This window comes from Candidatus Dependentiae bacterium, assembly GCA_026389015.1.
Lineage (GTDB): Bacteria > Babelota > Babeliae > Babelales > Vermiphilaceae > JAPLIR01.
This window is the reverse complement of the sequence record JAPLIR010000015.1, coordinates 15,659-39,972: the sequence shown is the minus strand read 5'-3', so window position 1 is coordinate 39,972 and position 24,314 is coordinate 15,659. Positions and strand designations below refer to the sequence as shown.

Annotated in this window: 25 protein-coding genes; 10 read left to right on the top strand and 15 right to left on the bottom strand. The window is 38.2% G+C overall.

Annotated features, from left to right (window positions below; genetic code table 11):
• Positions 1-78 precede the first annotated feature (78 nt).
• On the top strand, positions 79-3,015 hold the full coding sequence (gene ileS, locus NTX86_01725; GenBank protein MCX5922025.1) for an isoleucine--tRNA ligase: 2,937 nt from the start codon (positions 79-81) through the stop codon (positions 3,013-3,015).
• Between the two features lie 11 nt (positions 3,016-3,026).
• Here ileS and NTX86_01720 read toward each other — a convergent pair whose 3' ends face one another.
• The 3 genes from NTX86_01720 to NTX86_01710 all read right to left on the bottom strand — a co-directional run bounded on the left by NTX86_01720 (position 3,027) and on the right by NTX86_01710 (position 7,079).
• Entirely contained in the window at positions 3,027-3,401 is a 375-nt protein-coding gene (locus NTX86_01720) for a hypothetical protein (GenBank protein ID MCX5922024.1), read from the bottom strand.
• A 142-nt stretch (positions 3,402-3,543) separates the two neighbouring features.
• On the bottom strand, positions 3,544-4,953 hold the full coding sequence (locus tag NTX86_01715; protein ID MCX5922023.1) for a hypothetical protein: 1,410 nt from the start codon (positions 4,951-4,953) through the stop codon (positions 3,544-3,546).
• Positions 4,954-5,234: 281 nt separating this feature from the next.
• Positions 5,235-7,079 (bottom strand): hypothetical protein, encoded by a 1,845-nt coding sequence (locus NTX86_01710; GenBank protein ID MCX5922022.1) that lies wholly within the window; start codon positions 7,077-7,079, stop codon positions 5,235-5,237.
• 123 nt (positions 7,080-7,202) lie between these two features.
• Between NTX86_01710 and NTX86_01705 the strand changes: the two genes are divergently transcribed.
• From NTX86_01705 to NTX86_01675, 7 genes are all read left to right on the top strand, one after another.
• Positions 7,203-7,613 (top strand): type II secretion system protein, encoded by a 411-nt coding sequence (locus NTX86_01705; GenBank protein ID MCX5922021.1) that lies wholly within the window; start codon positions 7,203-7,205, stop codon positions 7,611-7,613.
• On the top strand, positions 7,610-8,089 hold the full coding sequence (locus NTX86_01700; GenBank protein MCX5922020.1) for a hypothetical protein: 480 nt from the start codon (positions 7,610-7,612) through the stop codon (positions 8,087-8,089). The genes NTX86_01705 and NTX86_01700 overlap by 4 nt, the downstream gene beginning before the upstream one ends.
• Positions 8,086-8,541, top strand: coding sequence for a hypothetical protein (locus tag NTX86_01695; protein ID MCX5922019.1), 456 nt, complete (start codon positions 8,086-8,088; stop codon positions 8,539-8,541). The genes NTX86_01700 and NTX86_01695 overlap by 4 nt, the downstream gene beginning before the upstream one ends.
• A gap of 343 nt (positions 8,542-8,884) precedes the next feature.
• Positions 8,885-9,328 (top strand): 50S ribosomal protein L9, encoded by a 444-nt coding sequence (rplI, locus tag NTX86_01690; GenBank protein MCX5922018.1) that lies wholly within the window; start codon positions 8,885-8,887, stop codon positions 9,326-9,328.
• 27 nt (positions 9,329-9,355) lie between these two features.
• A complete protein-coding gene (gene dnaB / locus NTX86_01685) occupies positions 9,356-10,741 on the top strand; it encodes a replicative DNA helicase (protein MCX5922017.1) in 1,386 nt (461 codons plus the stop codon).
• Between the two features lie 47 nt (positions 10,742-10,788).
• Positions 10,789-10,953: a hypothetical protein gene (locus NTX86_01680; GenBank protein MCX5922016.1), complete on the top strand. Its 165-nt coding sequence runs from the start codon at positions 10,789-10,791 to the stop codon at positions 10,951-10,953.
• An 82-nt stretch (positions 10,954-11,035) separates the two neighbouring features.
• A complete protein-coding gene (locus NTX86_01675) occupies positions 11,036-12,610 on the top strand; it encodes a trypsin-like peptidase domain-containing protein (GenBank protein ID MCX5922015.1) in 1,575 nt (524 codons plus the stop codon).
• Between the two features lie 162 nt (positions 12,611-12,772).
• Here the strand turns inward: NTX86_01675 and NTX86_01670 are convergent, their stop codons facing one another.
• Complete coding sequence (locus NTX86_01670) at positions 12,773-13,078, bottom strand: hypothetical protein (protein ID MCX5922014.1); 306 nt, start codon at positions 13,076-13,078, stop codon at positions 12,773-12,775.
• A gap of 24 nt (positions 13,079-13,102) precedes the next feature.
• Positions 13,103-13,462, bottom strand: a complete 360-nt coding sequence (locus NTX86_01665) for a hypothetical protein (protein MCX5922013.1) — start codon at positions 13,460-13,462, stop codon at positions 13,103-13,105.
• 115 nt (positions 13,463-13,577) lie between these two features.
• On the opposite strand from NTX86_01665, the gene NTX86_01660 reads away from it, so the two are divergent.
• Together NTX86_01660 and NTX86_01655 are read left to right on the top strand one after the other, a co-directional pair.
• Positions 13,578-14,072, top strand: a complete 495-nt coding sequence (locus tag NTX86_01660; GenBank protein MCX5922012.1) for a crossover junction endodeoxyribonuclease RuvC — start codon at positions 13,578-13,580, stop codon at positions 14,070-14,072.
• A gap of 179 nt (positions 14,073-14,251) precedes the next feature.
• Positions 14,252-14,719 carry a hypothetical protein gene (locus NTX86_01655; GenBank protein MCX5922011.1) on the top strand — a complete coding sequence of 156 codons (468 nt, stop codon included), beginning with the start codon at positions 14,252-14,254 and terminating at the stop codon, positions 14,717-14,719.
• A 6-nt stretch (positions 14,720-14,725) separates the two neighbouring features.
• Here NTX86_01655 and NTX86_01650 read toward each other — a convergent pair whose 3' ends face one another.
• The 10 genes from NTX86_01650 to NTX86_01605 form a co-directional block, all read right to left on the bottom strand.
• A complete protein-coding gene (locus NTX86_01650; GenBank protein ID MCX5922010.1) occupies positions 14,726-15,073 on the bottom strand; it encodes a hypothetical protein in 348 nt (115 codons plus the stop codon).
• 245 nt (positions 15,074-15,318) lie between these two features.
• Positions 15,319-16,170, bottom strand: a complete 852-nt coding sequence (locus NTX86_01645; protein ID MCX5922009.1) for a hypothetical protein — start codon at positions 16,168-16,170, stop codon at positions 15,319-15,321.
• Between the two features lie 7 nt (positions 16,171-16,177).
• Positions 16,178-17,521 (bottom strand): hypothetical protein, encoded by a 1,344-nt coding sequence (locus NTX86_01640; protein MCX5922008.1) that lies wholly within the window; start codon positions 17,519-17,521, stop codon positions 16,178-16,180.
• Positions 17,522-17,914: 393 nt separating this feature from the next.
• The gene (gene recF, locus NTX86_01635) at positions 17,915-19,024 is read right to left on the bottom strand and encodes a DNA replication and repair protein RecF (GenBank protein MCX5922007.1); all 1,110 of its coding nucleotides are present in this window, start codon (positions 19,022-19,024) and stop codon (positions 17,915-17,917) included.
• On the bottom strand, positions 19,014-20,138 hold the full coding sequence (dnaN, locus tag NTX86_01630; GenBank protein ID MCX5922006.1) for a DNA polymerase III subunit beta: 1,125 nt from the start codon (positions 20,136-20,138) through the stop codon (positions 19,014-19,016). Before dnaN ends, recF begins: the two co-directional genes overlap by 11 nt.
• A 288-nt stretch (positions 20,139-20,426) precedes the next feature.
• Positions 20,427-21,344 carry an ankyrin repeat domain-containing protein gene (locus tag NTX86_01625; GenBank protein ID MCX5922005.1) on the bottom strand — a complete coding sequence of 306 codons (918 nt, stop codon included), beginning with the start codon at positions 21,342-21,344 and terminating at the stop codon, positions 20,427-20,429.
• 195 nt (positions 21,345-21,539) lie between these two features.
• The gene (locus NTX86_01620) at positions 21,540-22,445 is read right to left on the bottom strand and encodes a tyrosine-type recombinase/integrase (GenBank protein ID MCX5922004.1); all 906 of its coding nucleotides are present in this window, start codon (positions 22,443-22,445) and stop codon (positions 21,540-21,542) included.
• 111 nt (positions 22,446-22,556) lie between these two features.
• Positions 22,557-22,733 carry a DUF1328 domain-containing protein gene (locus tag NTX86_01615; GenBank protein ID MCX5922003.1) on the bottom strand — a complete coding sequence of 59 codons (177 nt, stop codon included), beginning with the start codon at positions 22,731-22,733 and terminating at the stop codon, positions 22,557-22,559.
• 37 nt (positions 22,734-22,770) lie between these two features.
• Entirely contained in the window at positions 22,771-22,941 is a 171-nt protein-coding gene (locus NTX86_01610; GenBank protein MCX5922002.1) for a DUF1328 domain-containing protein, read from the bottom strand.
• 74 nt (positions 22,942-23,015) lie between these two features.
• Positions 23,016-24,302: an FAD-binding oxidoreductase gene (locus NTX86_01605; GenBank protein ID MCX5922001.1), complete on the bottom strand. Its 1,287-nt coding sequence runs from the start codon at positions 24,300-24,302 to the stop codon at positions 23,016-23,018.
• Between the last annotated feature and the right edge of the window lie 12 nt (positions 24,303-24,314).

Below are 24,314 nucleotides of genomic sequence, written 5' to 3'. Positions count from 1 at the left end.
AAAAAAGTGTATACTCGTAGTTGTTTAAAATTCGCCTATTAAGAGTAGCATGTATTAGATTATTAAGGAATAATGATCATGGCTGAAAATCAGAATCCAGAATCAAAAGTAAGTTTTAAAGATACCCTCAATTTACCGCGCACTGACTTTCCAATCCGTGCCAATGCCAAGGTTGACGATCCTCTTATGATTGATCGTTGGAAGCGGGATGAGTTGTTTGGTAAATCATTTGAGCAAAATGAAGGGCAACCAAAATTCATTCTTCACGATGGCCCACCGTATGCCAACGGACACATTCATTTAGGGCATGCATATAATAAAATATTAAAAGATATCGTGACTAAATCGCAACGTATGTTTGGCAAGCATGTGCCAGTAACCCCAGGTTGGGATTGTCATGGACTGCCTATCGAAAAAAAAGTAACCGAAGAAAATCCTGGCCTTTCGCCCCAAGACCTTAAAAAAGCGTGCCGTGTGTATGCCAATAAATGGATTGATATTCAACGAGAAGAATTCAAGACGCTTGGTGTGCTCATGGATTGGGATAGACCTTATTTGACCATGAATTATGAGTATGAATCACAGATTTTAAAAGCCTTTGGGCAGTTTGTAGCGGATGGCTACATTGAACGTAAAAATAAAACAGTGCCTTGGTGTCCTACCGATCAGACGGTTTTGGCATCAGCAGAAATTGAATACGAAGAACGTAAAGATCCATCAATTTATGTGCTGTTCCCGCTCGAGCAAAGGGTGACCGATAGTCTCTTTGCTAACCTCAAAGGCAAAACCGTTAACTTGCTTATTTGGACAACAACCCCCTGGACATTGCCACTCAATAGAGCAGTGGTGTTAAAGCCATCGGCTGAATATGTGGTTTTGAATGTCAAAGATCAATATGTGGTGGTTGGCAAACAACTAGTCGATAAAGTATGCGCCTTGATGAGTGCGGAAAAAAATGTAGTTGCAGAATTTAATGCTGATCAATTGATTAGTCTGAAAGCGCGCGCGCATCATGCTTTTGTTGAAGGCCTTACCGTGCCGGTGTTACTTGACCAATCAGTATTGCTTGAAGATGGTACCGCGTGTGTGCACAGTGCTCCTGGTTGTGGTCCAGAAGATTACGAAGTTGGCGTCAAAAATAATTTAGAAATTTTCTCCCCAATTAGCCCCGATGGCAAATACACGGTTGGCATCATGCCAAAAGAACTTGAAGGCATGCCGGTTACCGATGGGCAAATCTGGGTACTCAAAAAATTAACCGAACTGAATCGCTTACTCTATAAAACTTCTATTCGCCACCCGTATCCGCATTGTTGGCGTTGCCATGGTGGGTTAATTTTCCGCGCAACCAAACAGTGGTTCTGTGATCTATCACGTGGTGGCTTAAAACAACATGTGTTGGAAGCTGCTGATTCTATTGCAACAATTCCAGACAAATCTATTAATCGGCTTAAGGCTACGCTTGAAGGGCGTCTTGAGTGGTGTTTATCTCGCCAACGTACCTGGGGCGTACCAATTCCATCGTTACTCTGTTTACAGTGTGATTATACCTACATTTCACCAGAACTTGTTGACCAGGTTGCCGACAAGGTTGCGCAGCAGGGTATTGAATATTGGGATATGGCTGAACCAAAAGAGTTATTACCCGCAGGATTTGTGTGTCCAGGGTGTAATGGTACACAGTTTAAAAAAGAACAAGATATTTTGGATGTGTGGTTCGATTCTGGCGTAAGTCATTATGCTGTGTTATATAACAATCCTAAACTCGCTTTCCCTGCTGATATGTACCTAGAAGGTAAAGATCAGCACCATGGTTGGTTCCAAAGCTCATTACTCACGAGTATGGTTCTTGAAAAGCGACCGTGCACGAAGATGATTGTGACTCACGGTTTTACCGTTGATGACAAAGGACGTAAAATGTCCAAATCGTTGGGCAATGTGGTGACGCCTCAGCAAATTACTGACAAGATTGGCACCGATGGTCTTCGCTTATGGGTTACGACTATTGATTCATCAGGCGAAGCCGTTATTTCTGATATTTTGGTACAAAACGTACAAGAAGTGTTCCGCAAAGTACGCAACACCTGTCGATTCTTGCTTTCAAACTTGTATGATTTTGATATTGAACGTGATGCGGTACCGCTTGATTCTATGCGTTTAATTGATCGCTATGCTTTGCAGCAGTTGTATCGAGCAAACGATACGCTGCTCAAAAAATACGCTGAGTATGATTTTACTGCTGTGTTTCATGGTTTAGCTGAATATTGCACGGTTGATTTGAGTTCCTTCTACCTTGATATTATAAAAGATCGTTTGTATGTCGAAAAGGCTGATGGCTTAGAGCGTCGTTCGGCCCAAACGGCCTGCTGGTATATTTTGGATACGATGACAAAATTGATAGCACCTATTTTGTCCTTCTCCGCAGAACAAGTTTCTGATCTGTACCAAAAAGACAAAACAGAATCGATTCACTTACAAAAATTTGCATCACTGCATAATGTTTTTGAGCTTCTTGCGCGTCAAGCGAGTCTTCCAGCAGCAGCGGCTGTTATTATGTCAAGTGAGCGTGTACATATTGAACCATTAATACAAACACGCGTTATGGCCTATGTCGCCGAACAAGAGCAACAATGGCAGGCGCTCAAAGAGATTCGTTCTGCATTGCTCAAAGCTATCGAAGGATTGCGTGCACCAGGGATTATTAAACATTCATTAGAAGTGAAAATTACTTTGTATTGTGATCCTATCATGCCTCAGTATGACCTTGTGCAACATTTTTTTAAACAATTGCAGGAATCGGGACAAACCGTCGAAGCATTTTTTGAGGAATTTGTGATTATCTCCCAATGCATTATTGCCGACAAGCAGGGCGATCTTCCGTCTTCTGAATTCACAGGTTTTTTTGTATTAGTAGAAAAAGCTGCTGGTGATAAGTGCCCTCGTTGTTGGCAATGGGAAGTTTCAACCCATGAGCATAAGCTCTGTAAGCGTTGTGTTGAGATCGTTAAAGCTTAGACGTTATATTATTAAGAACCAAAAAGGGTAACGATATATTTATTAAGAATATCTTCTGTTTGTTGAGCGAGAGCTTGGGCTTGATATTTTAATGAGTTTAATTCTTTTAGCGTTAATGGTTTTGCTAGGGCTGCATCACGCAACTTTGTTACATCGGTATACAGTTGCGTGATCTTGCGAACAAGGCTTTGTGCTTCGGGAACGATAACAAGGACCTCTTGAGCTTTTTTGAGTGATGCAGCTGCTTTTGTAACAGCATCATCGAGTTCTTTAATGATACAGTCGGGACAATAACCTTTGTTGTGCATTGCGGTATCAGTATAAACTGGCGCAGTTGTTAATGATGTTATAGCCAGACATATAAGAGCTTTTTTCATTATATTCATCATGGGTCCGATCGATTAAAAGGTTTTGATATCAAGATAACCAGAAGTACTGTTTGCGAGTCAATAAAAATATACAAAGAGCCCGGCTTTATAGCTACAAACTATAAAGCCGGGCTCTTTCATTTATAGAACCGTAACTTTCTTATGCAATAAGATCTTCGATTTGTTCTACCGATTCCCACGCACGGGTGTTAGCCTGTGCTGTTTCTAATGCAGCTTCGTTTACTGCTTGTAATGCTTTAGAGGCAGCTTGAGGCGTATCGGCTTCAAGGACTCTATTTACTGCTTGAGCTAGTACTTGTATTTTATCAGACGCTTTTTTTGCAGCTGTTTCGGCGATGTTTTTTCGGTCTCGTATTCTTCTGAGTGAGTCATCTAATCTTTCGCTTGAAGCAATTGCATTGTTGATTGCCTGGTCGTTCTTAAGGTGCGCCAGATCTCGAGCTTCGCAAGCTTTTGCTTGTGCTAATTGTGCCTTTAAAGCCATTTGTGCAGCTTCTTGTACTGTTTTGTTGTGCACTTGCAAGTGAGCACATTGTTGTTTTGTTTCTTTAAGTTGTAAAGCTAAAAGATCGCGTTCTTTTTGAAAAGCTATGCTGTTATTTTTGATTTCCTCTTGAAGTGCAACAACTTTTTGAGGGTAGGTTTCTTTGAGAATCTTGATTTCCTCTTGAAGGGCAATAACTTGTTCAGGATACTTTTCTTTCAGTATCTTGATTTCCTCGAGACTCTTGGTTTTTGTCTCTTCTAATTGCTTTTTCACGCTTGCGATGGTTGCTTGAGTATGAGCTTCTAGCTCTTGTTTATTTTGGGCTAGGGCTTGTGTAATCTGTTCTTGTACCTCTTGTTGAGTTAGGGTCATTTTTTCTTGTAGATTTTTATTGTTGCGATCGAGTGTTTGTATTTTCTTGTTTAATGAAGCAATAGTGATTTCTGCTTTTACTTGTTCTTTTTGAATCTGTTTTTTAGCTTCTTTTCTCAGCGTGCTTAAGGCCTCTTGGACTTTTTGTGTAGCAGATTTTTCCTGAGCTATTTTCATATTCGCAGCCTGTTGAATTTGTTTTAGCTTCTTGTCAAAGTCTTGCTTTTGCCACTTTTTGTTTTGTGGTATTGATTGTTCCAGCGCTTCTTCATTGCTGGCAACCGTTAACGTTTTGTCGGTATCTTCAGCACGAGTTAATACATTTTTTGCTTCTTTTGTTTGTTGGGCTAATTTCATTTCTTGTACGGCAGGTTTTTTGAGAGTGGTTGTAGCATCTTGTGTCGCTATTGCTTGTGCTACTATCACTTTGTCTCCCACAGGACCTGGCAAGGGTTTTGTAGCGGTGACTACTTTTACGGCTTGCAGAGCTGGTGTAACTTTACCTTCCTGTAGTGCTAGCTCATATGAAACTTCGGTTGCTTTTACAAGAGATTGCTCAAGAGAGAGTGGTTTTTTTTTGCTTTCATTCTTGCGTAACATCTTACTCAACGCGGATGTTTTACCCAACGCGTCGGATGACAGCATGGAAAGTAATCCAAGAATACAGAGTATATAATTTTTTTGCTTCATATGAGGGGCTCCTAATTTTTATAATAATTTTTTCGATCGATATAGAGTATAAGATCATAAGTTATTTTTATGCAATATTCTTGTGATGAAAAAGATTGATTGCCGAGAGAGTCAGATGTCGCATAATACTTTGTTTATGTCTATATAGGTCTCACTCGGGCATCACAGAATGAAGTGAGTTAAAATACGGATTTTAAACAGGGGAGATCCAAGCAGTGTAATAAAAAAGGGGCTGCCATTGTCGGCATGCCCCTTGGTTAGTTTATTAAAATATGCTCGTATTAGAAATCGGCACGAGCTTTTTTAAATTCATCGATAGTTTTTTGTAGATCATTTAAAGCTTTTTCAGAAGGTAGCAATTCTTCTACTGTTTCTTCTTCTGATTTTTTTTCATCTTTTACTGCAGAATAATCAGCAATAAGATCGCCTATTGCTGGGCTTGCTAAGGGAGTAGCTTTGGCAACTTCTTCAGCTATAGCTTTTTTATTTTCATCTTCAGATTTCTTTTCTCTTGCCTGTTTTTCTTCAGTTTCTTTTGCTGTTTTGATCTTTGTTGCTTTTTTTTCTTCAATTATTTTCTTAGTCAATTCCTCTTGGTGCGGTTTAAGATTCTCTTCTATATCTTTGAAGTATCCGTCGCAAGTTTTTTTGATTTCAGTAGTATCTTTTTTAACTTTATCTATTTTATTCGCTTTTGAAAGATCGCTATCAAGCGCTTTTTTCAATCCCTTCATTATACCGGTAGCTTGTTTAAGCTTTATTAATATTGTGTTGTAATCATCAGCCCATCGCGCATCAAAAAGAGCGTCATTTAATCGTTGTATGAGTTTTGCCGTACTTGTTGGTTCTTCTTTTTTCTCATCTTTACTGCCGCTACCTTTAGATTTACCGTCACCTTTTTCATCTTTTTCTTTATCATCTTTCTTGGTATCGCTTCCGCTGCTGCCAGATTTTCCTGCGCCGCCTTGTTTGTCGCCGCCTTGCTTATCTGTAGCATCGTGGCTTGAGTCGTCACGTCCACCAGAAGAATAATCAGGTGAGTAATAAGGTGAGCTATACGGATTATAATAATCACTGCCGCCTCTAGATCCACCTGAATAATCATCTGCGGATTCTGCTTTGCCTGCAACAACAGTTCTTTCTGTTTTTTGTTTTTTCTTGGATTCTTCGAATGCTTTCTTGGTAGCTTTCTCTTCTTCTTCGGTCAATTGTTTTGCTGTTGGGGTATATCGGGCAATAACTTTGTCGATATCCGCAGGGATATCCAATGAGAATAAAGCTTCGATATATTCACTCAAGATTTTACGCATTATTTTGCGTACTTCTTTACTGACTTGTTCTAAACCAAATTCATAAACTTCTACTTGTGGTTCGAGTTTGACCAAGCTACTGTATAATTTGCCAAGATTGTTATACAACGATTCATCATCAATCAAAGCGCTCAGATGCTTGTAGTTCTTTGTTTTAGGATCTTTTTCTTTAAGGGTTGATAGTTTTTGGACTAATTCTTCCAGTTGTTTTTTAATACTAATGTTTTCTTTAGCTTTTTTAGCATTAGTTTCGTCAGTATCCCACATATAATTAGGTCTCCAGCCAGTAATGGTACCTTGTTCGGCCCATTTCTTTATTTTACCGGGAAACTCAACCATAATAGCTACTTTATTTAAAAAGCTTTCAGTATTTTTGATGATGCCATCAATCTTTTGTAATGCTTCCTCTTGCTTGCTCAGCATTTTTTGCGAGACTTCAACTCTTGGCGCAGCTTTTGGTGCTTCTGTTGCTGTAACAGGTTGTGCTACAGGTGTTACTTCTGGCATTGGTTGTTCTGGTGCTGGTTGTCCAAAAAGAACTTGATCGATAAACATTTCAAGATCTTCAGGTTTCATTTGTTCTAATTCTTTGGTCAACTGTGCGACGTCGTTATCAAATTGTGCTCGTTCTGCGGGTGTCATTTTGGCGCGTTCCATTTCGACTGCTTGCTCCATTGCCTGCAGGTCTTCCACGGTTAATGCTTGTCCACCCATGCCAGGAAAATTTTGTGGTGGTTGTGTTGCTTCAGTACGAACAGAGAGTAGGGTGCCTAAGAGTAGGACAAAAAAGACGCTTGTTATTTTTTTATGGTTCATAGTATCCTCAGTTTTAAAAGTAACAACACACAATAACCTTTTTGAAATGGTATCTCTATACCATAGTAATAAGGTAGCATATAAACAAAAAATATTCAATATGTAATTCTTAAAGGAAGATAGGTGAGCAAGCAAGAGCTATTTCCAGGTTTAAAGGGCAATAGGACTCAAGGGTTTTTACTCATCGAGCTTATGGCGGCTTTAGCTTTACTGAGTGGCGCTACGGTTATTTCAGCCTATTTTTATGCCCAGATTGCTACATGGCATCATGAGGCTCGCCGTTATCTTGAGGCAACTACGTTGGCGGGTTCTGTATTAGAAAAAGCGATGATTGAGGGTGTTATGCCAAAAAAACAGGGAATAGAAAAAGAACCATTTATTGTCTCGTGGCATACGCAGTCATTAAAGGATGCGCAAAAAGGTATGGAACATTTTACTATTGTAGAAGTTGATGTTACTTGGCAAACGATGGCGGGAAATAAAAAATCAGTAACCATTGTCTCAGGACTGCCTTTACATAAAGAGAGTTTGTGAAAACAAAACAAGGATTTTCATTAGTTGAATGCGTTATCTATTGTGGGCTTTTTAGCATGATGATGATGGTGCTTTTTAATTGGATGATTCCTATGCACATGCGATTAAAAGCTTCCAGCTCGCGCATTGCAAAACTTATTGAATTATACGCTGCTTGCGATGTGTTAACACGAGACATTCGTATGGCGAGCGCAAATACAGATCAATGGAAAAAAGTTACTGAGCAGGAACTCATTTGGCATTCGCGGGGCGTTGACATTGGGTGGTCGTTTGAAAAAAATTCATTATTTCGATCGGAAGGCACCTATAATGCATCATCACAATCATGGGTTAAAAAAACGAAAAATTTAATAGCAGACAATGTTGACACCGTTAAATTTCAGCGGGGCGTTGATAATGATAATAATGTGCGCTTGGTACATTTTGAACTTAATAAACTATCGACTACCATTGCATTAAAAAACAGAGAGCTATGAAAAACAAAAAAGGGTCAAGTCTTCTTATGGTATTATTTGTGGTGAGTGCATTGACCATATTGATTACCATGGTATGGCGGAATACTACTTTGGCGCTTGATATGGCGCTACAACGAGTTGCGTATGAACAGCAACTGCGCTTGGCAGAAGGGGTGCTTAATTATGGTGTTCTGTACGCAAAGATTCATTACGACCAGTTAATTGAAAGCGAAGAAGAAGAGCATGTAATTACTCTTGATCGTTGGCCATCAAAAATTGCCGCATTATATGTCACCAAAGTTATATTAAAATCCGCATCAGAACCTATCTCTATAATCGCACAGTTGTACAAAGATAATAATCTTGTACTTATCGTATCATGCCAATGCAAACAAAAAACGCTTGATGACGGCACGATAAGTACTTCGATTGTCGATTGGCACCTGGACAACGAAATCGATGAAAAAAACTAAAAGAACAAAGTAACTTAATTCATTATTTATGGTGCGTTTTACGCACCATAAATTCATTTAAATCATTCTTCATAAAACGACCTTTGTGACGCATAATTTCTCCATTATGTAAAAATAATTCCTCCTCTTTTTCGCATCCAAACTCATTTTTGAAAACATTAAAACGGACTTTTTACAAAATAATTTAAAAAAATTAATAACGAATTCTCTACAAAAAAACTATGCGCAACTTTATAAAATTATCAGCCGATTTATTATGCTTTGTATGTTTTCAATAAACATTTTTTGATCTATACTAATCAACAATAGTAGCATCATAAATCATCGTTACAAAGGAACTATAATGAAAGTTTTTTTACTAAAAAATGTTGAAAAAATAGGCATGGCAGGCGAAATTATCAAAGTAGCTGACGGCTTTGGTACAAACTTTTTACTAGCGCGCAAACTTGCTGTAGAAGTAACTCCCAATAACGAAGAATCATTTAAAAAACGTGAAAAGATTGTTGAAAAACGTAAAGAAGTTGTTGCAACAAAGACTTCAATGCTTGCCGAAAAAATTAATGGACTAAAGGTAACATTAAAACGTAAGTTGCATGATGATGGCAAATTATATGGTTCCGTTAACGCATCAGAAATTGTTGATGTATTAGCAGAAAAAGGCATTAGCGTTACCAAAAGTCAAATTGAATTTGGTAAATCAATTAAAGCAAAAGGTAGTCACGAAGTTACCATTAAACTATCTTCAACATTACAACCAGTTATCAACGTCAACATAGTTTCTGAGTAATTTTCATTACCTTATTATGAGTTTGCATTGGCATATACTAATAAACAGCGGAATTCTTATGATAATTCCAAGGCTGTAGATCACTCAACTTTTTTGGGCAAACAACTTCCCTGCAGCCTTGAAGCAGAGCGCGCCGTACTCGGCGCGTTGCTCTTGAACGATGAATATTTAGGAAGAGTTTCAGAAAAGCTCTTTGCCAACGATTTTTATAGTCCAGCTCATCAAGTTATTTATCAAGCAATTTTAGATCTTGTACATCAACTCAAACGTATTGATTTAGTAACGCTTCAAGATGAACTTTCTAAAAAAGAGAAGTTGGAAGCAATTGGCGGCATTGTCTATCTGGTTTCTCTACAAGAAGACATTCCATCGGTTGGCCTTATCGAACAACATGCAAACATAATAAAAGAAAAGTCAGTATTGCGAGAGCTCATTACCTCAGCCAGCAATATTGTCTCTAACTGTTACAATCAAGACGAGCAAGGAATAGAATCCGTCCTTGATCAAGCAGAAAAAACAATTTTCCAAATATCAAACAAGCGCACCGGCCAAAGCTTTATCCAACTTGATATTTGGTTGAAAAAAACATTCCAACATCTTTCTGATATTAAAAGTCACAGCAAAGGAATCACCGGAATTCCTTCTGGTTATAAAAAACTAGACCAAATGACGTCCGGCTTCCAAAATGGTGACCTTATAGTACTGGCCGCACGTCCCTCAATGGGAAAAACGGCACTCGCTTTAAGTATTGGTGCTATGGCAGCAGAACAAGGATTTTCGGTTGGCATTTTTTCCCTGGAAATGGGTGCCGAGCAACTTACCTTGCGACTTCTTGCCGCAGAGTCTGGCATTAGTCATCATAGTATTCGGAATGCTACCATAACCTCAGATGAATGGGTTGAGCTGACCAACGTTGCAGCAAAACTCGCTGAACGAAAAGTCTTTATTGATGATACGGCTATGTTAGATATTATGGAATTGCGCGCTAAAGCGCGCAAGCTCAAAATTGAACATAACCTACAGTTCCTCATTATTGATTATCTCCAATTATTGCACACCGTTAAAAAACATGAAAACCGCCATCAAGAGGTATCTGAAATCTCTCGTTCTATTAAAGCGCTGGCCAAAGAGCTCAATATTCCTATTATTGCGCTTTCACAATTATCACGTGCCGTTGATAGCCGTATGGATAAAAGACCTATGCTTTCCGATTTACGTGAATCGGGTGCAATTGAGCAAGATGCCGATTTAATTATGTTTTTATATCGCGATAGCGTGTACAACCCTGAAGCTGAAAACCCCGCAAGCGCAGAACTCATAATTGGTAAAGCGCGTAACGGTCCCACAGGTACGGTATATATGAACTTTATTAAAGATCTAACTAAGTTTGAAGACAGTGATGATGAATTCTAGATTGTGTTAAAAATACCAAAACCTCTGATACTGAAAGGATTTTTTACGTGACTAAAAAACCAACCTATAGTAACAAAAAAAGCGATCTGCTTTTAGCAACCATAGCATTCTTTGTTGTCGGAGGCTTATGTTTTAAAGGCGCAACAACCCTGTACGGACAAGATACAGTATTGAAAACAGAACAAACATTACATGTTACAAACAATAATTAATATAACCTAAGCAGTTATTATAATTTTTACTTCTAACCACACACCTAACCTTATATAAAAAAACAATAACGAAAGGGACACCATGATACCTACCTCCAAGCACAGAGCATTATTGGTTTTCCTGCTGACTCTCAGCAGCATGAGACTATGTGCACAAGACTATGTTGATGAAGCATTATATGAAGATGAAAATGAAATTGTTGTCCCTACCAAAAGCTTGTGGCGCCCCATACAAAAAAAGATTCGTGATACCGTTGTACAAATTTTCTCTCAAATAGCGGAGCTTGACTGGCTACAGCCATACCGAACACCAAGTCAATACACAGCGCGTGGCAGTGGTTTTTTTATCAATGCAAACGGCGAGATTATTACCAATGCCCATGTGGTTGAACAAGCAATCGCTGTGTGGATACAAATTCCATCATTAGGAAAACGACTTATTGATGTTCAGATTATCAGCATTTGTCCTGAGCGAGACATGGCTTTACTCAAAGTCTCCGATGAAGATCTGGTCTACATTCGTGAAGAACTTGGTACGGTTCCTTACTTGTCATTAGGTGACTCTGATTTAGTATTGCGCTCTGATGAAGTTCTTGCATTGGGTTATCCACTTGGCCAAGAGTCTATCAAAAGCACCAGCGGTGTTGTAAGCGGTCGAGAACAAAATTACATTCAAACAAGTGCACCAATTAATCCAGGAAATTCTGGCGGCCCATTGTTAAACACCCAAGGTGAAGTGGTCGGTATTAATTCTGCTGGCATCACCGAAGCACAAAATATCGGTTACGCTATTCCCATTAATGATCTAAAAATTATATTACCTGATTTGCATAAAGTTCATCTATTAAGAAAACCATTTCTTGGTATTTTGTCCGTCAATGCCACTGATAATCTTACTGCTTATTTAGGCAATCCAACACCAGGCGGTTGCTACGTTGTTGAAATCGTAGAAGGCAGCCCATTGGCAAAAGCAGGCGTACAACCAGGAGATATGATTTACGAGATCAATGGCAACGAACTCGATATCTATGGTGAAATGACCACGCAATGGAGTGAAGACAAAGTCTCGATTATCGATTATGTTTCTCGTTTGGCAATAGGCGAAGATGTTACTCTGGTTATCTACCGAAAAGGAGAACGCAAAGAATGCGTCGTAAAATTTGAGCATTCGCAAGTACTACCAATTCGCAAAATATACCCAGGATATGAAAATATAGATTATGAAGTTTTTGGTGGCATGGTAGTGATGGAGTTAAGTCTTAATCATGTTAAGATGTTGATTAATCATGCGCCAGGTCTTGCTAAATATACTGAGATGAAACATCAATCTGAACCTGTATTGCTGATGACTCATATTTTCCCTAACTCACAATTGTACCGCACGCGCACCCTAGCTCCCGGTGTTACCATAAAAGAAATTAATGACCTACCAGTTAAATCGCTGGCTGATTTTAGAGCAGCATTAAAGTTAGGATTCGATACTAACTATATGACCATTAAAGCAGTAGACAATTTGACACGCGCCTCTGACAATTTGTTAGTGGTATTATCGTTTGATAAGATCTTACACGAAGAAAAGGCGTTAGCGCAAAACTTCCGCTATCAGATTTCCGATACCGTAGAAGAGCTATTTAACATAGCTGCACAAAAAGCATAAACACGTAACAAAAAACTAAAAAAAGCACTAATCTTTTCATTTGTCGATTAGACTAGTGCTTTTTTAGCTTCAATACATTAACGAGTTACTTAGATCCGCGAGCGGGGTTAAGATTTTTTTTCTTAGATTAAACTCGTATTGCATTACATTTACTTGCTTAGGTTATTCAACAGCAATAAGGTTTTCTTTGCTTTGTTGAAAAAATTCGATCGTGGCATTTGTCATCTCAAGAGAAGTTTCTGTCACCTCTCTGCGAATGCGGTAGGTTTCCTTAACCAGAGGGTCTGTAGCTTTATTTTCGTTCTTCTTAAATGTTGCTATGCCAACCTCCATTTGTCTTTTTTTTGATTTATTGTAAGCGATAGCACTATCAAGACTATAATCTCCAACAGAAGGCCCCGCGCAAACATTTGCACACAATAAGATTAGGGTAATGGCGATAAGTGATTCTTGTATATACGATTTCATAGGTTACTCCAATGTGTCGAGAGATTAGCTCACGTTGCTCTGTAGTTTTATTTGTTGTGCTTTCAATTTCTCTATAAGCTTGTCAGTTTTGTCTGCCATTGCTTGATAATGATTGGCAAGATCTGCCTTATACTTTTTATGTTGTGTCAGTTTATTTTTAAGTTTGGTGTCGGTTGTTGCACTACTTTTCTTGTCCAAGGTATTTGCAATCTTAGTATGGGCGGGTATTCTCTGCTCAAAAAATGATTTCTGCTTTTTGAGCAGGGTGCAATCGTGCTCAAGAGTGTTGATAAGATTTCGCTTTGTACGCGCATCGGTCGATTGCAGAGAACCTATCAAAAAGCAACTGGCTACAAGAAGTAAAAATATATTTTTTTTTGTCATAATGTTCCTTTGTTATAGTCTGCAAGCATATTTTCATATATGATGCACATTATAATACATAGAATGTATCAAGGCAAAATGTAACATCCTTAAATTATGTGGAAAAGACAACGCAATGATTATATTAGGAATCGATCCTGGGTTTCAATTTGCAGGATTTGGCATCATAAAAAAAGAGGGGCATAAGGCTATCGTATTAGATTATGGATTCCTTAAAATGAATCCTACCAAAAGTCTTGATGTAAGAATTGGTATATTTCATGATTTCTTTGCTGAAAAGATACAAACCCACGGTGTAACCAATCTCGCCTTAGAAACGCCATTCTTGGGAAAAAATGCTCAAAACTTTTTAAAACTTGGTTATTTGCGCGGCATACTCTATTTGCTTGCTAACAAAAACAATTTACAACTGCATGAATTTTCGCCCACACAAGTAAAGCTTTCTGTTACCGGCTTTGGCGGTGCAAGCAAAGAACAAGTAGCAAGGGTTATTATGCAACTATTTCCTACGATGAAAGCGCCAGAGAAAGCCGACGTCACTGATGCATTAGCAGTCACGTTGTGTGGTTTATGGCAACATCGGCATGCGGCGCTATTAGCACAAAGATAACATCATTATTTATTAAGCCTTTTACCGTATTCATCGAGACTTAAGTACATTGTTGGATTTCTTTACAGAAAATAAAAAAATGGGCCCTTGCTTTCTCTATTAAGTTTAAGCTACGTTGATCCCAGGACTAGGGTTAGGGGAAACATTGCTGTACGCTGCTATGTGGAGGAGGTGCCACTATGAAGAGCGAATTATGGACACAAGGCAACGTGCTAGGGACACGAATTGATATACCACTATTGGTTAATAATCCATTGACCGAATCTGATATTTTATTTCTTCAAGATGCATTTTTAACGAACGGGTTTCATTCAATCAAGGTGCGCGATATTGCCGCAGGGCGATGCTTGATGCAGACTTTTTTGCAATCATTACGTATTACTGACGTTGCTTGTTTGACTATGGCAGCTATGCCATTGGAAGACAACGTAACTGATATTTACGAGCAATTATTGCAAGAAGGGCATTCTGATAAAAAAAATAGCATTGAAGAATTTTTATTGAATGACGGTTACTTTAACTTTATATGGATTGAAGCTACTCAAGAGCTTGAAAATAAGAATTGGCACATGCTGTTTCAAGAAAGCATCATTGCTTGTAATCTTGATAGGCATATGCCAATTATAGAACTCAGTTACGACGAGTAATTTCAATTACTTTGATGACTCAACCAGAGCAAGAAGCTTTTTTGCTGCTTGAGCGATCTCTCTGTGTCCATTCTTTTCGGCTTCGTTCATGCTGTGTACTAATGCACAACCTTGTACTTCTTTCAAATCGCCATGAGGGTACACGTAATGTTCTTTAGTGTTACTATCACGTTGGGTATCAACGCCTAAAAACCATAAGCCATATTCTTTAACAAAATGAGTATCGATAAAGTGATTTACTTCATCCGGAGTTGGCTGTTCTTCGTTCCAATCAGCATCAAAAGTTTCAACTTCGCCAACTTTTATAAGACGCTCTGCTTGCTCAACGCCAGCTTTATTTAAAAGAATAGCCATCGTACGCTCCTTATTGTTTTTTATTAAACTATTGTTTCCAATGATTATAATGAAAAAAATAGGGTGAAAAGAGCAAGAGATTAATATTCTTTTTTTGATTGGAGCTTAAAAAAGAAATTGCCCAATATTGTTTCAACAACAATATTGGGCAATTATACAACAAAGTCAGTTCATTATGAAAGGCATTAAAAATGACGCAAAAGAGAACAATATTTCCAAATAGGAATTGTTTCTGATAATGGTTATTATGTCAAAATGCTTAAAAATTGGCTTTGGCCTTCGGCTGCCCATGAATCCTGGTGAGGGATTTTATGGTGCCTATAAAAAGCATGGACTATGTTTCTGAACTTTTTCCCATCCTTACCCCATATAATTCTACCATGAGCACCATGCTGACACGATAAAAGATAGGCATTTTGATGGCCAGCTTCACGCAAGGCATCATACAAATTTTTTGTGCTCCAAGAAGGGATAATACCATCGTGCTCTGAAGAAATAAAAAGTAAAGGAATAGTATGAGGAATATGAGCCGTCAAACATATCGGTTGAATCCCATTGTGCTTATAATTAACAAAAAATAGCTGTAAAAATTTTTTAAATTTATTTTTACCATACTCAGACATGATACTCTTAAAAATAACATCTAAAAAATAATCGCCTATTTTTTCAGTATGATCATACGGCGATTCCAACACAGCAGCAATAATATTATTAGGTTTGCATAAACCTAGGTAATTGATAATCGTTGATGCGCCACGCGACACACCAACCAAAATCACTTTTTTATGATCCTTACAGGCATGATGCAAGCGTTCTACATCGCCATCTTGGCCAAAATAAGTCAAGATGGGAATCAAACAGTCACTGTAATTAAACGATTTCATCGGTCCTGTAATAAAGGCATTTGCACAAAATTTATTACCATATTCTGATGATGCATGCAGTAATTTTGAAAAAAATTTATTACATAAATAACCGTGCGAATAAACGGTTATTGGTTCGTCTTGCCCATGCTGAGTTGTAGAGCAAACTACTGTATTATTGCTTCCCACATACGCTAATACAACAACGCTCAATAATATTTTTTTAATATTCATATCCCTATCAATCTTTACTATATGGCGCTTGGTAGGTAATATCACCATACTCATTAAGCGACATGCCAGATAATAAATCATTCGCTTCTTTACTTGATTGCAAGACTTTACCATAAAAAATTTTGTTGGCAAAGGCAAAGGGCGCAAAACAAGACCCTTCAAGTTCGCTCGTTAAAAACTCACTACCCTCAGGGAGGACGGCGAGAGTAGATACGTTCTTTTTGAGTTCTTCTGGGAAATTTACTGTTGAGTTTATAGTGCTTACCGGAATTGTTGTTTTATTCTCAAGATTATACCTAAAAATACCCAATCCTCTCGCCGTCCTCCCTGAGGGTAGCGCCATTTTGGCGCGAACTTGAAGGGTCGTATAATAGATATCCAGTCCAACATGAAACGGCAATAAGGGTAATAATGATTCATAAAGCCGCTCGTCGTTTTCTCCCGTAATAAGACCCATAGGTATGTCAAAGGCAAAAAGCTGCGCCATAGACCACGTTTCATCAACGTTTTGTTGAATATGGTGATACGAAAACAACATAGAATGAGCAAGGGTGTCAACAGTCTCTGTATGCCGAACAAAAAATCCTTCACGATGAGAAACCATATGTAAAAACCTACACGGCTGACTACCGCAGGCAATAAGTTGTTGAGATTCCCCGGAAGCTATAGAGGTACCAATGATGCCTTGTTCCTTATTTTTAATAAATGCCGCAACGCGTTCATCAAAATTATTGGTCGTATTGAAAGAAGTACAATTCCTCGAAATCTCAGGATAATCCATACTCATAAGATAGTAAGAGTAGCCACCACCCTCCTCCTTCCACCGCTCAATATAAAAAAGCTTGCTCCCAATCTTTTGTGGATAAAGGCAGTCATACCCCAAGCCCCCTGCTATTTTACGGCAATAACCATTTACATCGCCTTCAAACACAGCGATCGTGTCATAACCATGGGGATTACAATGCGCGTAGCAATAAAAATGTTGGGCATCAATCCATTCCAGCATTTCAATGCCATGCATAGGCTCATAGATTTCTAAAACCTTTGGTGAACGTTTATTAAAGAACTTAACGTTAATATGCCCTGCTTTATCAAAAAAACTAAATCCACTATTGTCAGGCAGTACCCGAAGGCCTGCTATAACAGGAAGAGAAGATAAAGCCTTACTCAACACCTTGGTCTCAGGATCCCATTGTAATAACTCTAGGTTATGTAACGATTTTTGATGGATAAAATACAGATATGGCGTGGCGCCACGTGTAATTGATGCGACAGGATAGAGGTACTCTTGAGCATTGATTACTAATGACAGAAATATCAATAAGACACTAAGAAATCGTTTATAGTTCATAAATCATACCTTTTATTATTTGAATACGACATGAACACCTTACAATAAACATAAGACCAGAACAAATAAATAAGGAAAACTACACAAAAAATGGGCTAAAAAAAACCATCGCACTGACCGAAGTCAATGCGATGGAAAAAAGGAGAGTAGTAATGAAGCCTAGATTAAACCGAGTTTGCTTACGCCTGAATCCTTTAGAGACTCAGCTCATCACAAGCTCTTACTGATTATTTTAAGCCTATAGCTTAAAATAACAAATGTCAAATACGGTAATTTTTATTTAAACCTGTTGTTTCAAGGTAATTACTATAAAATTCTCTTTTACTGTACTGTTTATTTTCATGTCTGTCAACTACCCATTAAACGAAAAACATCACAGGAGCCACTAACAATTCAGTGTGTCAATTTTATATGGAATGCGCCGAGTCCGAGTAGCTTTTCCTCAAAAAAGCCCGTTTTGAGCGGAGAAGTAAAGATAAGTTGGCTATTCAGCCCCACAAGGATATCCAGAAGGACTTGAGCCCTGCCTTGGTCAAAGTCGGTCATAAAGTCATCAAGAAGGAATATTACCGGACCCTTTTTGGCTCCCAAAAGCCTAATTAAGGCTATTTTAACCAGGAGAACTATCAACTTCTGTTGCCCACGGGAGGCATACGTTTTTGACCGCTTATCCTGGAAAGTAATAGCAATGTCATCCAAATGAGCCCCAAAAAGCGACCGTCCAAAGCGAACTTCTTCCTGTTTGAGGTTGCCATTAGCCTCAAGAAACTCCTGCAAAGTGGTAAGGGACCCCATCTTCTTTGGTTGATAGGTCAGGGATATTCCAAATTCATCATTAAAATGGTTTTTAATCATAGAATTAACTTCTTGTTCAATAGAGAAGATAATCTCCTTACGGCGATCCTGAATGATTCTTGACCGTTGCCAAAGCTGCTGGGTCCAGACTATATATGAATCGTGGTCTCGCCCCCCTGCCAGTAATACCGCCATGCGATTATCAACAACTTGTTTATAGGTGCGAATCGTGGTGATAAATTCAGGGTCAAGAAGCAAAATTGCTTGGTCTATGAATGCCCTTCTTATTTCGGGCCCCTCGTTGATCAAGGCAAGATCGTCTTCAGTCAAAGTAACAATACGATAATGATCTAACAATTCTTTATATGAGCTCACTGATTGCTGATTAATTTTCACCAATCGCTTTTTACCTGAGAACCCAACTTGAACATCATGCATATGCTCATCTGAATTCTGCAGTTGCTTAAATGTCGCTTTAATAAAAAAGCTTTCATGGTCAAACTGAACCAATTCGCGCGGACTATGCGTTCTGAATGAGCGCAAATAACACAAATAATGCAGTGCCTCAAGAATCGATGTTTTACCAGAACCATTATTACCCTCGATAAGCACAATTGCGCCATCAAGGTCAAGAGTGATCTGCGAAAAACAACGAAATGATTTAATCTGCAAATGCATTAATTGCAAACTATGCGTATTAGCCTGCATGGGTAGGTGCTACGGGCATAACAAGGTACAAGAAATTAAATTCTGATTCATGTGATTCAAAAATAATTGGCCGTGATGAATCTTTTAAATAAAAGGTCAGCATATCTTCATTAAAGACTTGTAAGCCATTTAAAAGGTATGGCGCATAGAATCTAATAGCAAGATCAGCACCAGTAAAATCTTTAAGTGGTAACTCTTCTTCGAGCTTGCCAACTTCTTTGTTTTGCATAGATACATTCAACGAATGCTCAGCAAAGCCAAACTTAGTTGCTAAAAACTGACCGGATAATAAGCAGGATGAACGACGCAATGTTTTAACAAAATGACTGCGATCAATTTTTGCAGGCAGAAAATCTTTTTTATCTAAAATAGCTCTGTATTGTGGAAATGGGTCAGCTAACACTTTAGTAAAAAAATTAAATGAATCGCCTGAGAACACCAGTTGATTTCCGCAAACGCCTAAAAATATTACGGCATCTTCAGAACTTTCTAAAATCTTTTTAACTTCAAAAACCGCACGGCGTGGCATTAACCACTTTTTTGGTTCTTCTAGTGAATATTTTTCTGTAGTGAGCTGCGCTAAGCAATGGCCATCGGTACTGGTCATTGTCATGCCTGTTTGGCCGATTTCTAAATACAAGCCATTTAATGCTGGGTTAGCGTTGTTTTGTGGAATTTGGAACGCAACTTTGTTGAGCATCGTGAGTAAAAATGCAGAATCCAAATGCATTAAGTTTTCGATACGTTCAGGAAACGGGGGGAACTCTTGTGCATCTTTAATATGCAACGCCAAGTTAACTTTACCCGCTTTGACTACCAGCTGGTCGTTTTCTAATAAAAACTCAATTTCGCCGTCTAATTCTTTGATAACATCAAAAATTCGTTTGCCCGAAACTAAAAATGAACGAGATTCATTCATCGAACTTTGTTTGAGAAGGTAGCTTGCTTGCAAACTAATTTCCAAATCGGTTGCTTTTAATACAAGCTCCTTGTGCCCCACTTGAAATAAAATTGACGTTGTTGCATCAAGCGTTGTGCGCTTAGAAGCGATGGGTTGCATTGATGACAAAACCGCCATCAGCGATTTTTGGTCTACAAAAAATTTGTTTTCCATGGAAGAACCTTTTAATGAATTATGCGCTAAATAAAGAATCATTTAATAACAAGTATAATGAGCTTGCAAAAAATGGAAAGCGAACAAAAAAGAGAATTATATATCTTACGAACGCGGATGTTTTTTGCCATACACTGTGCGTAAATGACTGGTTTCAGTATGCGTATAAAACTGTACACAAATAACATTTGGAGTTTAAAATAGAGTATGCCACAAATAAAGCCTCTTCTTGCTTTTAGCGTAAAGAGGCTTTATTAAATATTTTTTTCTTAATTATGTTGGTACATTTTATTGCATATTACAGCATGTATCTGAAGCAGCGTCGAGTTCTCTAGTCTTACGTCGTTGGTTAGGCTTTTGCCGTAGTGTATACTTATATTCCTGCACTATATTGATTTGTTTTAGTGTAGGCATTTTATTATTATCAACGTATGCACCAGTATATTGATTAACAAGATCAAATAGTGCAATATGGCCACCACTGGTAGGCAATGGTAATACTGAACGTTTTTGCGCTTTATACTCACCATCAACTACAACTTCTTTTGTTAGGACAGCTCTTATCGTATCCCTATACTCTTGACTCAATGAGTTGCCATACTCTTGTTTGACTAATCCATCTTTTTCAGTCCAGCATGCTTGCCTAATAATCGCACCGGCTTTAATGAGATAAGGAACCATTTCCTTATTTCTACTAACAGCAACCTCCAATAAAGAATCTTCGGAAGAACCTTCGGCATTCACATCAGCATTAGCATTAACAAGTGCAATAGCTATGTCCGTACTATGAGTACTTTGAGTAGCATAATATAATGGAGAAGTGCCCTGCTTGTTTTTGATATCCATATCAGCTTTAGCTTTAACAAGTTCATTAACCACTACCACTGACTCTATTGACTCTGCCTGATGCCTCTCGCCATGATAACAAAAAGCAACATTATGCAATGCTGTCCAGCCCTCCCAGCCCTTATTTGTATTTTTACAGTTCACATCAGCTTTATCTTCAATGAGTTTTCGTACAACGCCTAGATGACGAGTTGCAGCAACAAGAGCTTGATGCTTGTTGCTACAATTATTCAGTAAATTTCGGTATACTTCAGCTTCTCTTTCTGTAAGTATTACTTGATCACCTTGCTTCATAGCGACAACACCACTCCCAGCTACCAGTAGCCCAATTAACATTCCTAATTTAAATCTATTCTTCATGTTTTTTCTTTCATTTTTGCGCCACCTGCATCATGCACCATGCATAAGTCCTGGTTGCGATAAATCAATATGTACTAATCATATTGCATGTTTATTTAAAAAATATCAATGAGGAATTATTTAAACGGTTAATACTGAACCGCTTGGAATGAGTTATCTAATCAAAGGGAAAAAACCATTAAACTTTAGAGCTAACTACGAACGAGGGTGTTTTTTATCATACACTTTGCGTAAATGGCTCGTCTCAACATGCGTATAAATCTGTACCGTGGCAATGGTTTCGTGCCCGAGTAACATTTGGAGTGAACGCAAGTCAACGCCATTTTTAAACATATGCGTTGCTAATGAATGACGCAATTGGTGCGGGAAAACGGTACGATTAAGCCCACTTTTTTTGCACAGTTGATTTAAAATAACCCATACTGCTTGACGCGTAATTGGCTTTATTTTCCCTGCATAAAAAATAGGAAACAAATAATCAGTTGAACGACTGCCATTTTTAGTAAAGGTACCGTGTACGGTATTAAGGTACTCTTGCAACAACGTCAACATCGGTGCTGGAACCGGCACCATACGCATTTTGCCGCCTTTACCAAGCACATCAATAAATCCTGTATCAAAATGCAGATGCGACAATTGAACATTGATCAATTCGCTCACCCGCATGCCGCTGACATAAAGAAGATACACAATAACTTTATTTCTTACGCCAATATCTGTTTGGTCGTGATTGGCCGCCATTAAAAGCTGTTGCACTTCTTGTTCATTCAAATAATTGGGTAAATTTTTTTCAACTTTAGGAAAGATTAAATCCTCTGCTACATTAGGCAATCCAAGATGTTCATGCATGTAGGAGAATAATACTTTTAACGATGAAATCTTTCTAGTTATGCTTCGTGCGCTCAAACAAAGCGTATCTTTCATATGACGCAAGAATTCTTTGACGTCGGCAATAGTAACCGAATCTAACGTCACCTTGCGCGATGCAAGATACGTCATAAATTGATCAATGTCCCTTTTGTAAGCACTAAACGTATTGCTTGCCACACGTTTTTCTGTTAACAAATAGGTATGAAATTTTGTTATAAGATAATCACTCATGCAAAGTTCCTTTAAATCATTTTAAAAAAAATACGCTAACAACGTGCTGCATGGTTCTCACACAACATTCTGTTAGCGTATACTAAAAAACGTTTTTATTACTATTAAATCTTAAGGTAACGGGTCTCTACCACGCAATACGTGCATCAATACCGAAACGGCGAATAGCACTAAGAAAATAACAAAAAGAATGCGAGCAATATCAAGTGATATAAGCTCAATACCGCTAAACCCTAATAATCCCGCAATCAAAGCGAAGATAAAAAACGTTAATACCCAATTTAACATACTCACTCCTTTGTGTTTGATTAAAAAATATTCTCTCTCATAGTATTTTTATTAAAAATGAAAGTAATGATAAAATAAAAAGAATCAAAAATACATAGAATAATATATACACAATGCCTGCAACTGCCGCCACCACTAAGCCGCTAAAAATTAATGCACCCGTAATAAAGGCAGCAAGAAAAAATAAACCTATTAATGTTAATAACATTATCATCCCCTTTTTTTACTATTGCCCTAAAGAATATCCTAGAAAATTCTGCTCTTAAATTGCAATAATAAGACTTATTGCATCTCTAAACTAATAAAATTAGAAAGAGCAAAAGTGATAGGTTTACCAACGATATATTGTAGGAATTTTGGTAACGGATATGGCCGCGTTGGCAGAAAGAAATCATCCATGGTACTATTATTATCCACAATACGTTCTGCACTATAATTACCAAGCGCTGCAGCCCAGGGTAAGCCCGCTGTACCCGCAACATAATAAATAGATGGAATCTCAGGATCAAAACCTGCAACTGGCACAATATCTTTGCTCACGCCAATGAGTCCAGGCCACATGTACTGAAAATTGAACTTCACTTGAGGAAATTTTCTCTCTATGTAGTTTATTAATTTTCGCTGAATACTCAAATCGTCATGCTGGGCATAGGGAAAGTAAGTGGAAAACATGCTCGCCCCTCCAAGCACAAGCCTATTTTCTTGCACGAGACGGTAGTATTGATAAACCAGATCGGTGTCCCATACCATACAAGGTTCTTGTGGAAATATTTGATGTACTTGCGCATCGGTCAATGGCGATGATGCCATAACAAATGTTTGCACATGATAGACTTCATGATTTAATTTTCCTAATTCAGTTGTTGCATAATCTGCGCATACAACGATATGGTCTGCCTGAATTTCTACTCCCTGAACCTCCACACTGTTAGCTTTAACAGCGGTAACGGGAGCTTCTTCATACACATCAACACCCTTTTCTATCAAAACATCTTTCATGCCTTGTATATATAAAAAAGGATTGATACCAAATGACCCTCCATAGCGTATACCGCCATAATAATCAGTAGACCCTATAATATTCGCTATAGTTTTATCGTCATAAAGGGTGCTGGCATAATTAACCTGCTTGCGTATAATGCTTTCTTCTTCTAATTCCTTATAGGCTCTACAAGAATTGGCCACAATCAGTGTATCTTGCACTCTATAGTCACACGTTAGATTGTATGTTTTAATATTGTTTTCTATACGTTGTGACCCTGCCATGCCAAACTCCCAGAGTTGCTTAGCTCTAACCGGTCCATATTTACGATTAAAATGATTTAAATCCAGTTCGGAATCGGGCGTAATAAAACCAGTGCTTTTTCCTGTAGCACCCGAACCACAAAAGTGTTTCTCTAATAAGACAACAGATTGCCCTTTTTTTCTAAAACTTTGCGCCGCAGAAATGCCAGCCATGCCGCCACCTACAATGACAACATCTGTTTTAAATGAATGGGTTAATCGTTTTGGTTTTATATCTTTGGTAAAATACCAGAATGGTAAATCTTGCGTGTGTGCTTTATTCATTACCCTACTCTT

What these genes read in the sequence shown, in the direction of transcription:
- ileS (MCX5922025.1), top strand. Translation starts at nt 79, where the DNA reads ATGGCTGAAAATCAGAATCCAGAATCAAAAGTAAGTTTTAAAGATACC.
- NTX86_01720 (MCX5922024.1), bottom strand. Translation starts at nt 3,401, where the DNA reads ATGAATATAATGAAAAAAGCTCTTATATGTCTGGCTATAACATCATTA.
- NTX86_01715 (MCX5922023.1), bottom strand. Translation starts at nt 4,953, where the DNA reads ATGAAGCAAAAAAATTATATACTCTGTATTCTTGGATTACTTTCCATG.
- NTX86_01710 (MCX5922022.1), bottom strand. Translation starts at nt 7,079, where the DNA reads ATGAACCATAAAAAAATAACAAGCGTCTTTTTTGTCCTACTCTTAGGC.
- NTX86_01695 (MCX5922019.1), top strand. Translation starts at nt 8,086, where the DNA reads ATGAAAAACAAAAAAGGGTCAAGTCTTCTTATGGTATTATTTGTGGTG.
- rplI (MCX5922018.1), top strand. Translation starts at nt 8,885, where the DNA reads ATGAAAGTTTTTTTACTAAAAAATGTTGAAAAAATAGGCATGGCAGGC.
- NTX86_01675 (MCX5922015.1), top strand. Translation starts at nt 11,036, where the DNA reads ATGATACCTACCTCCAAGCACAGAGCATTATTGGTTTTCCTGCTGACT.
- NTX86_01670 (MCX5922014.1), bottom strand. Translation starts at nt 13,078, where the DNA reads ATGAAATCGTATATACAAGAATCACTTATCGCCATTACCCTAATCTTA.
- NTX86_01665 (MCX5922013.1), bottom strand. Translation starts at nt 13,462, where the DNA reads ATGACAAAAAAAAATATATTTTTACTTCTTGTAGCCAGTTGCTTTTTG.
- NTX86_01660 (MCX5922012.1), top strand. Translation starts at nt 13,578, where the DNA reads ATGATTATATTAGGAATCGATCCTGGGTTTCAATTTGCAGGATTTGGC.
- NTX86_01655 (MCX5922011.1), top strand. Translation starts at nt 14,252, where the DNA reads ATGAAGAGCGAATTATGGACACAAGGCAACGTGCTAGGGACACGAATT.
- NTX86_01650 (MCX5922010.1), bottom strand. Translation starts at nt 15,073, where the DNA reads ATGGCTATTCTTTTAAATAAAGCTGGCGTTGAGCAAGCAGAGCGTCTT.
- NTX86_01645 (MCX5922009.1), bottom strand. Translation starts at nt 16,170, where the DNA reads ATGAATATTAAAAAAATATTATTGAGCGTTGTTGTATTAGCGTATGTG.
- NTX86_01640 (MCX5922008.1), bottom strand. Translation starts at nt 17,521, where the DNA reads ATGAACTATAAACGATTTCTTAGTGTCTTATTGATATTTCTGTCATTA.
- recF (MCX5922007.1), bottom strand. Translation starts at nt 19,024, where the DNA reads ATGCAGGCTAATACGCATAGTTTGCAATTAATGCATTTGCAGATTAAA.
- dnaN (MCX5922006.1), bottom strand. Translation starts at nt 20,138, where the DNA reads ATGGAAAACAAATTTTTTGTAGACCAAAAATCGCTGATGGCGGTTTTG.
- NTX86_01625 (MCX5922005.1), bottom strand. Translation starts at nt 21,344, where the DNA reads ATGAAGAATAGATTTAAATTAGGAATGTTAATTGGGCTACTGGTAGCT.
- NTX86_01620 (MCX5922004.1), bottom strand. Translation starts at nt 22,445, where the DNA reads ATGAGTGATTATCTTATAACAAAATTTCATACCTATTTGTTAACAGAA.
- NTX86_01615 (MCX5922003.1), bottom strand. Translation starts at nt 22,733, where the DNA reads ATGTTAAATTGGGTATTAACGTTTTTTATCTTCGCTTTGATTGCGGGA.
- NTX86_01610 (MCX5922002.1), bottom strand. Translation starts at nt 22,941, where the DNA reads ATGTTATTAACATTAATAGGTTTATTTTTTCTTGCTGCCTTTATTACG.
- NTX86_01605 (MCX5922001.1), bottom strand. Translation starts at nt 24,302, where the DNA reads ATGAATAAAGCACACACGCAAGATTTACCATTCTGGTATTTTACCAAA.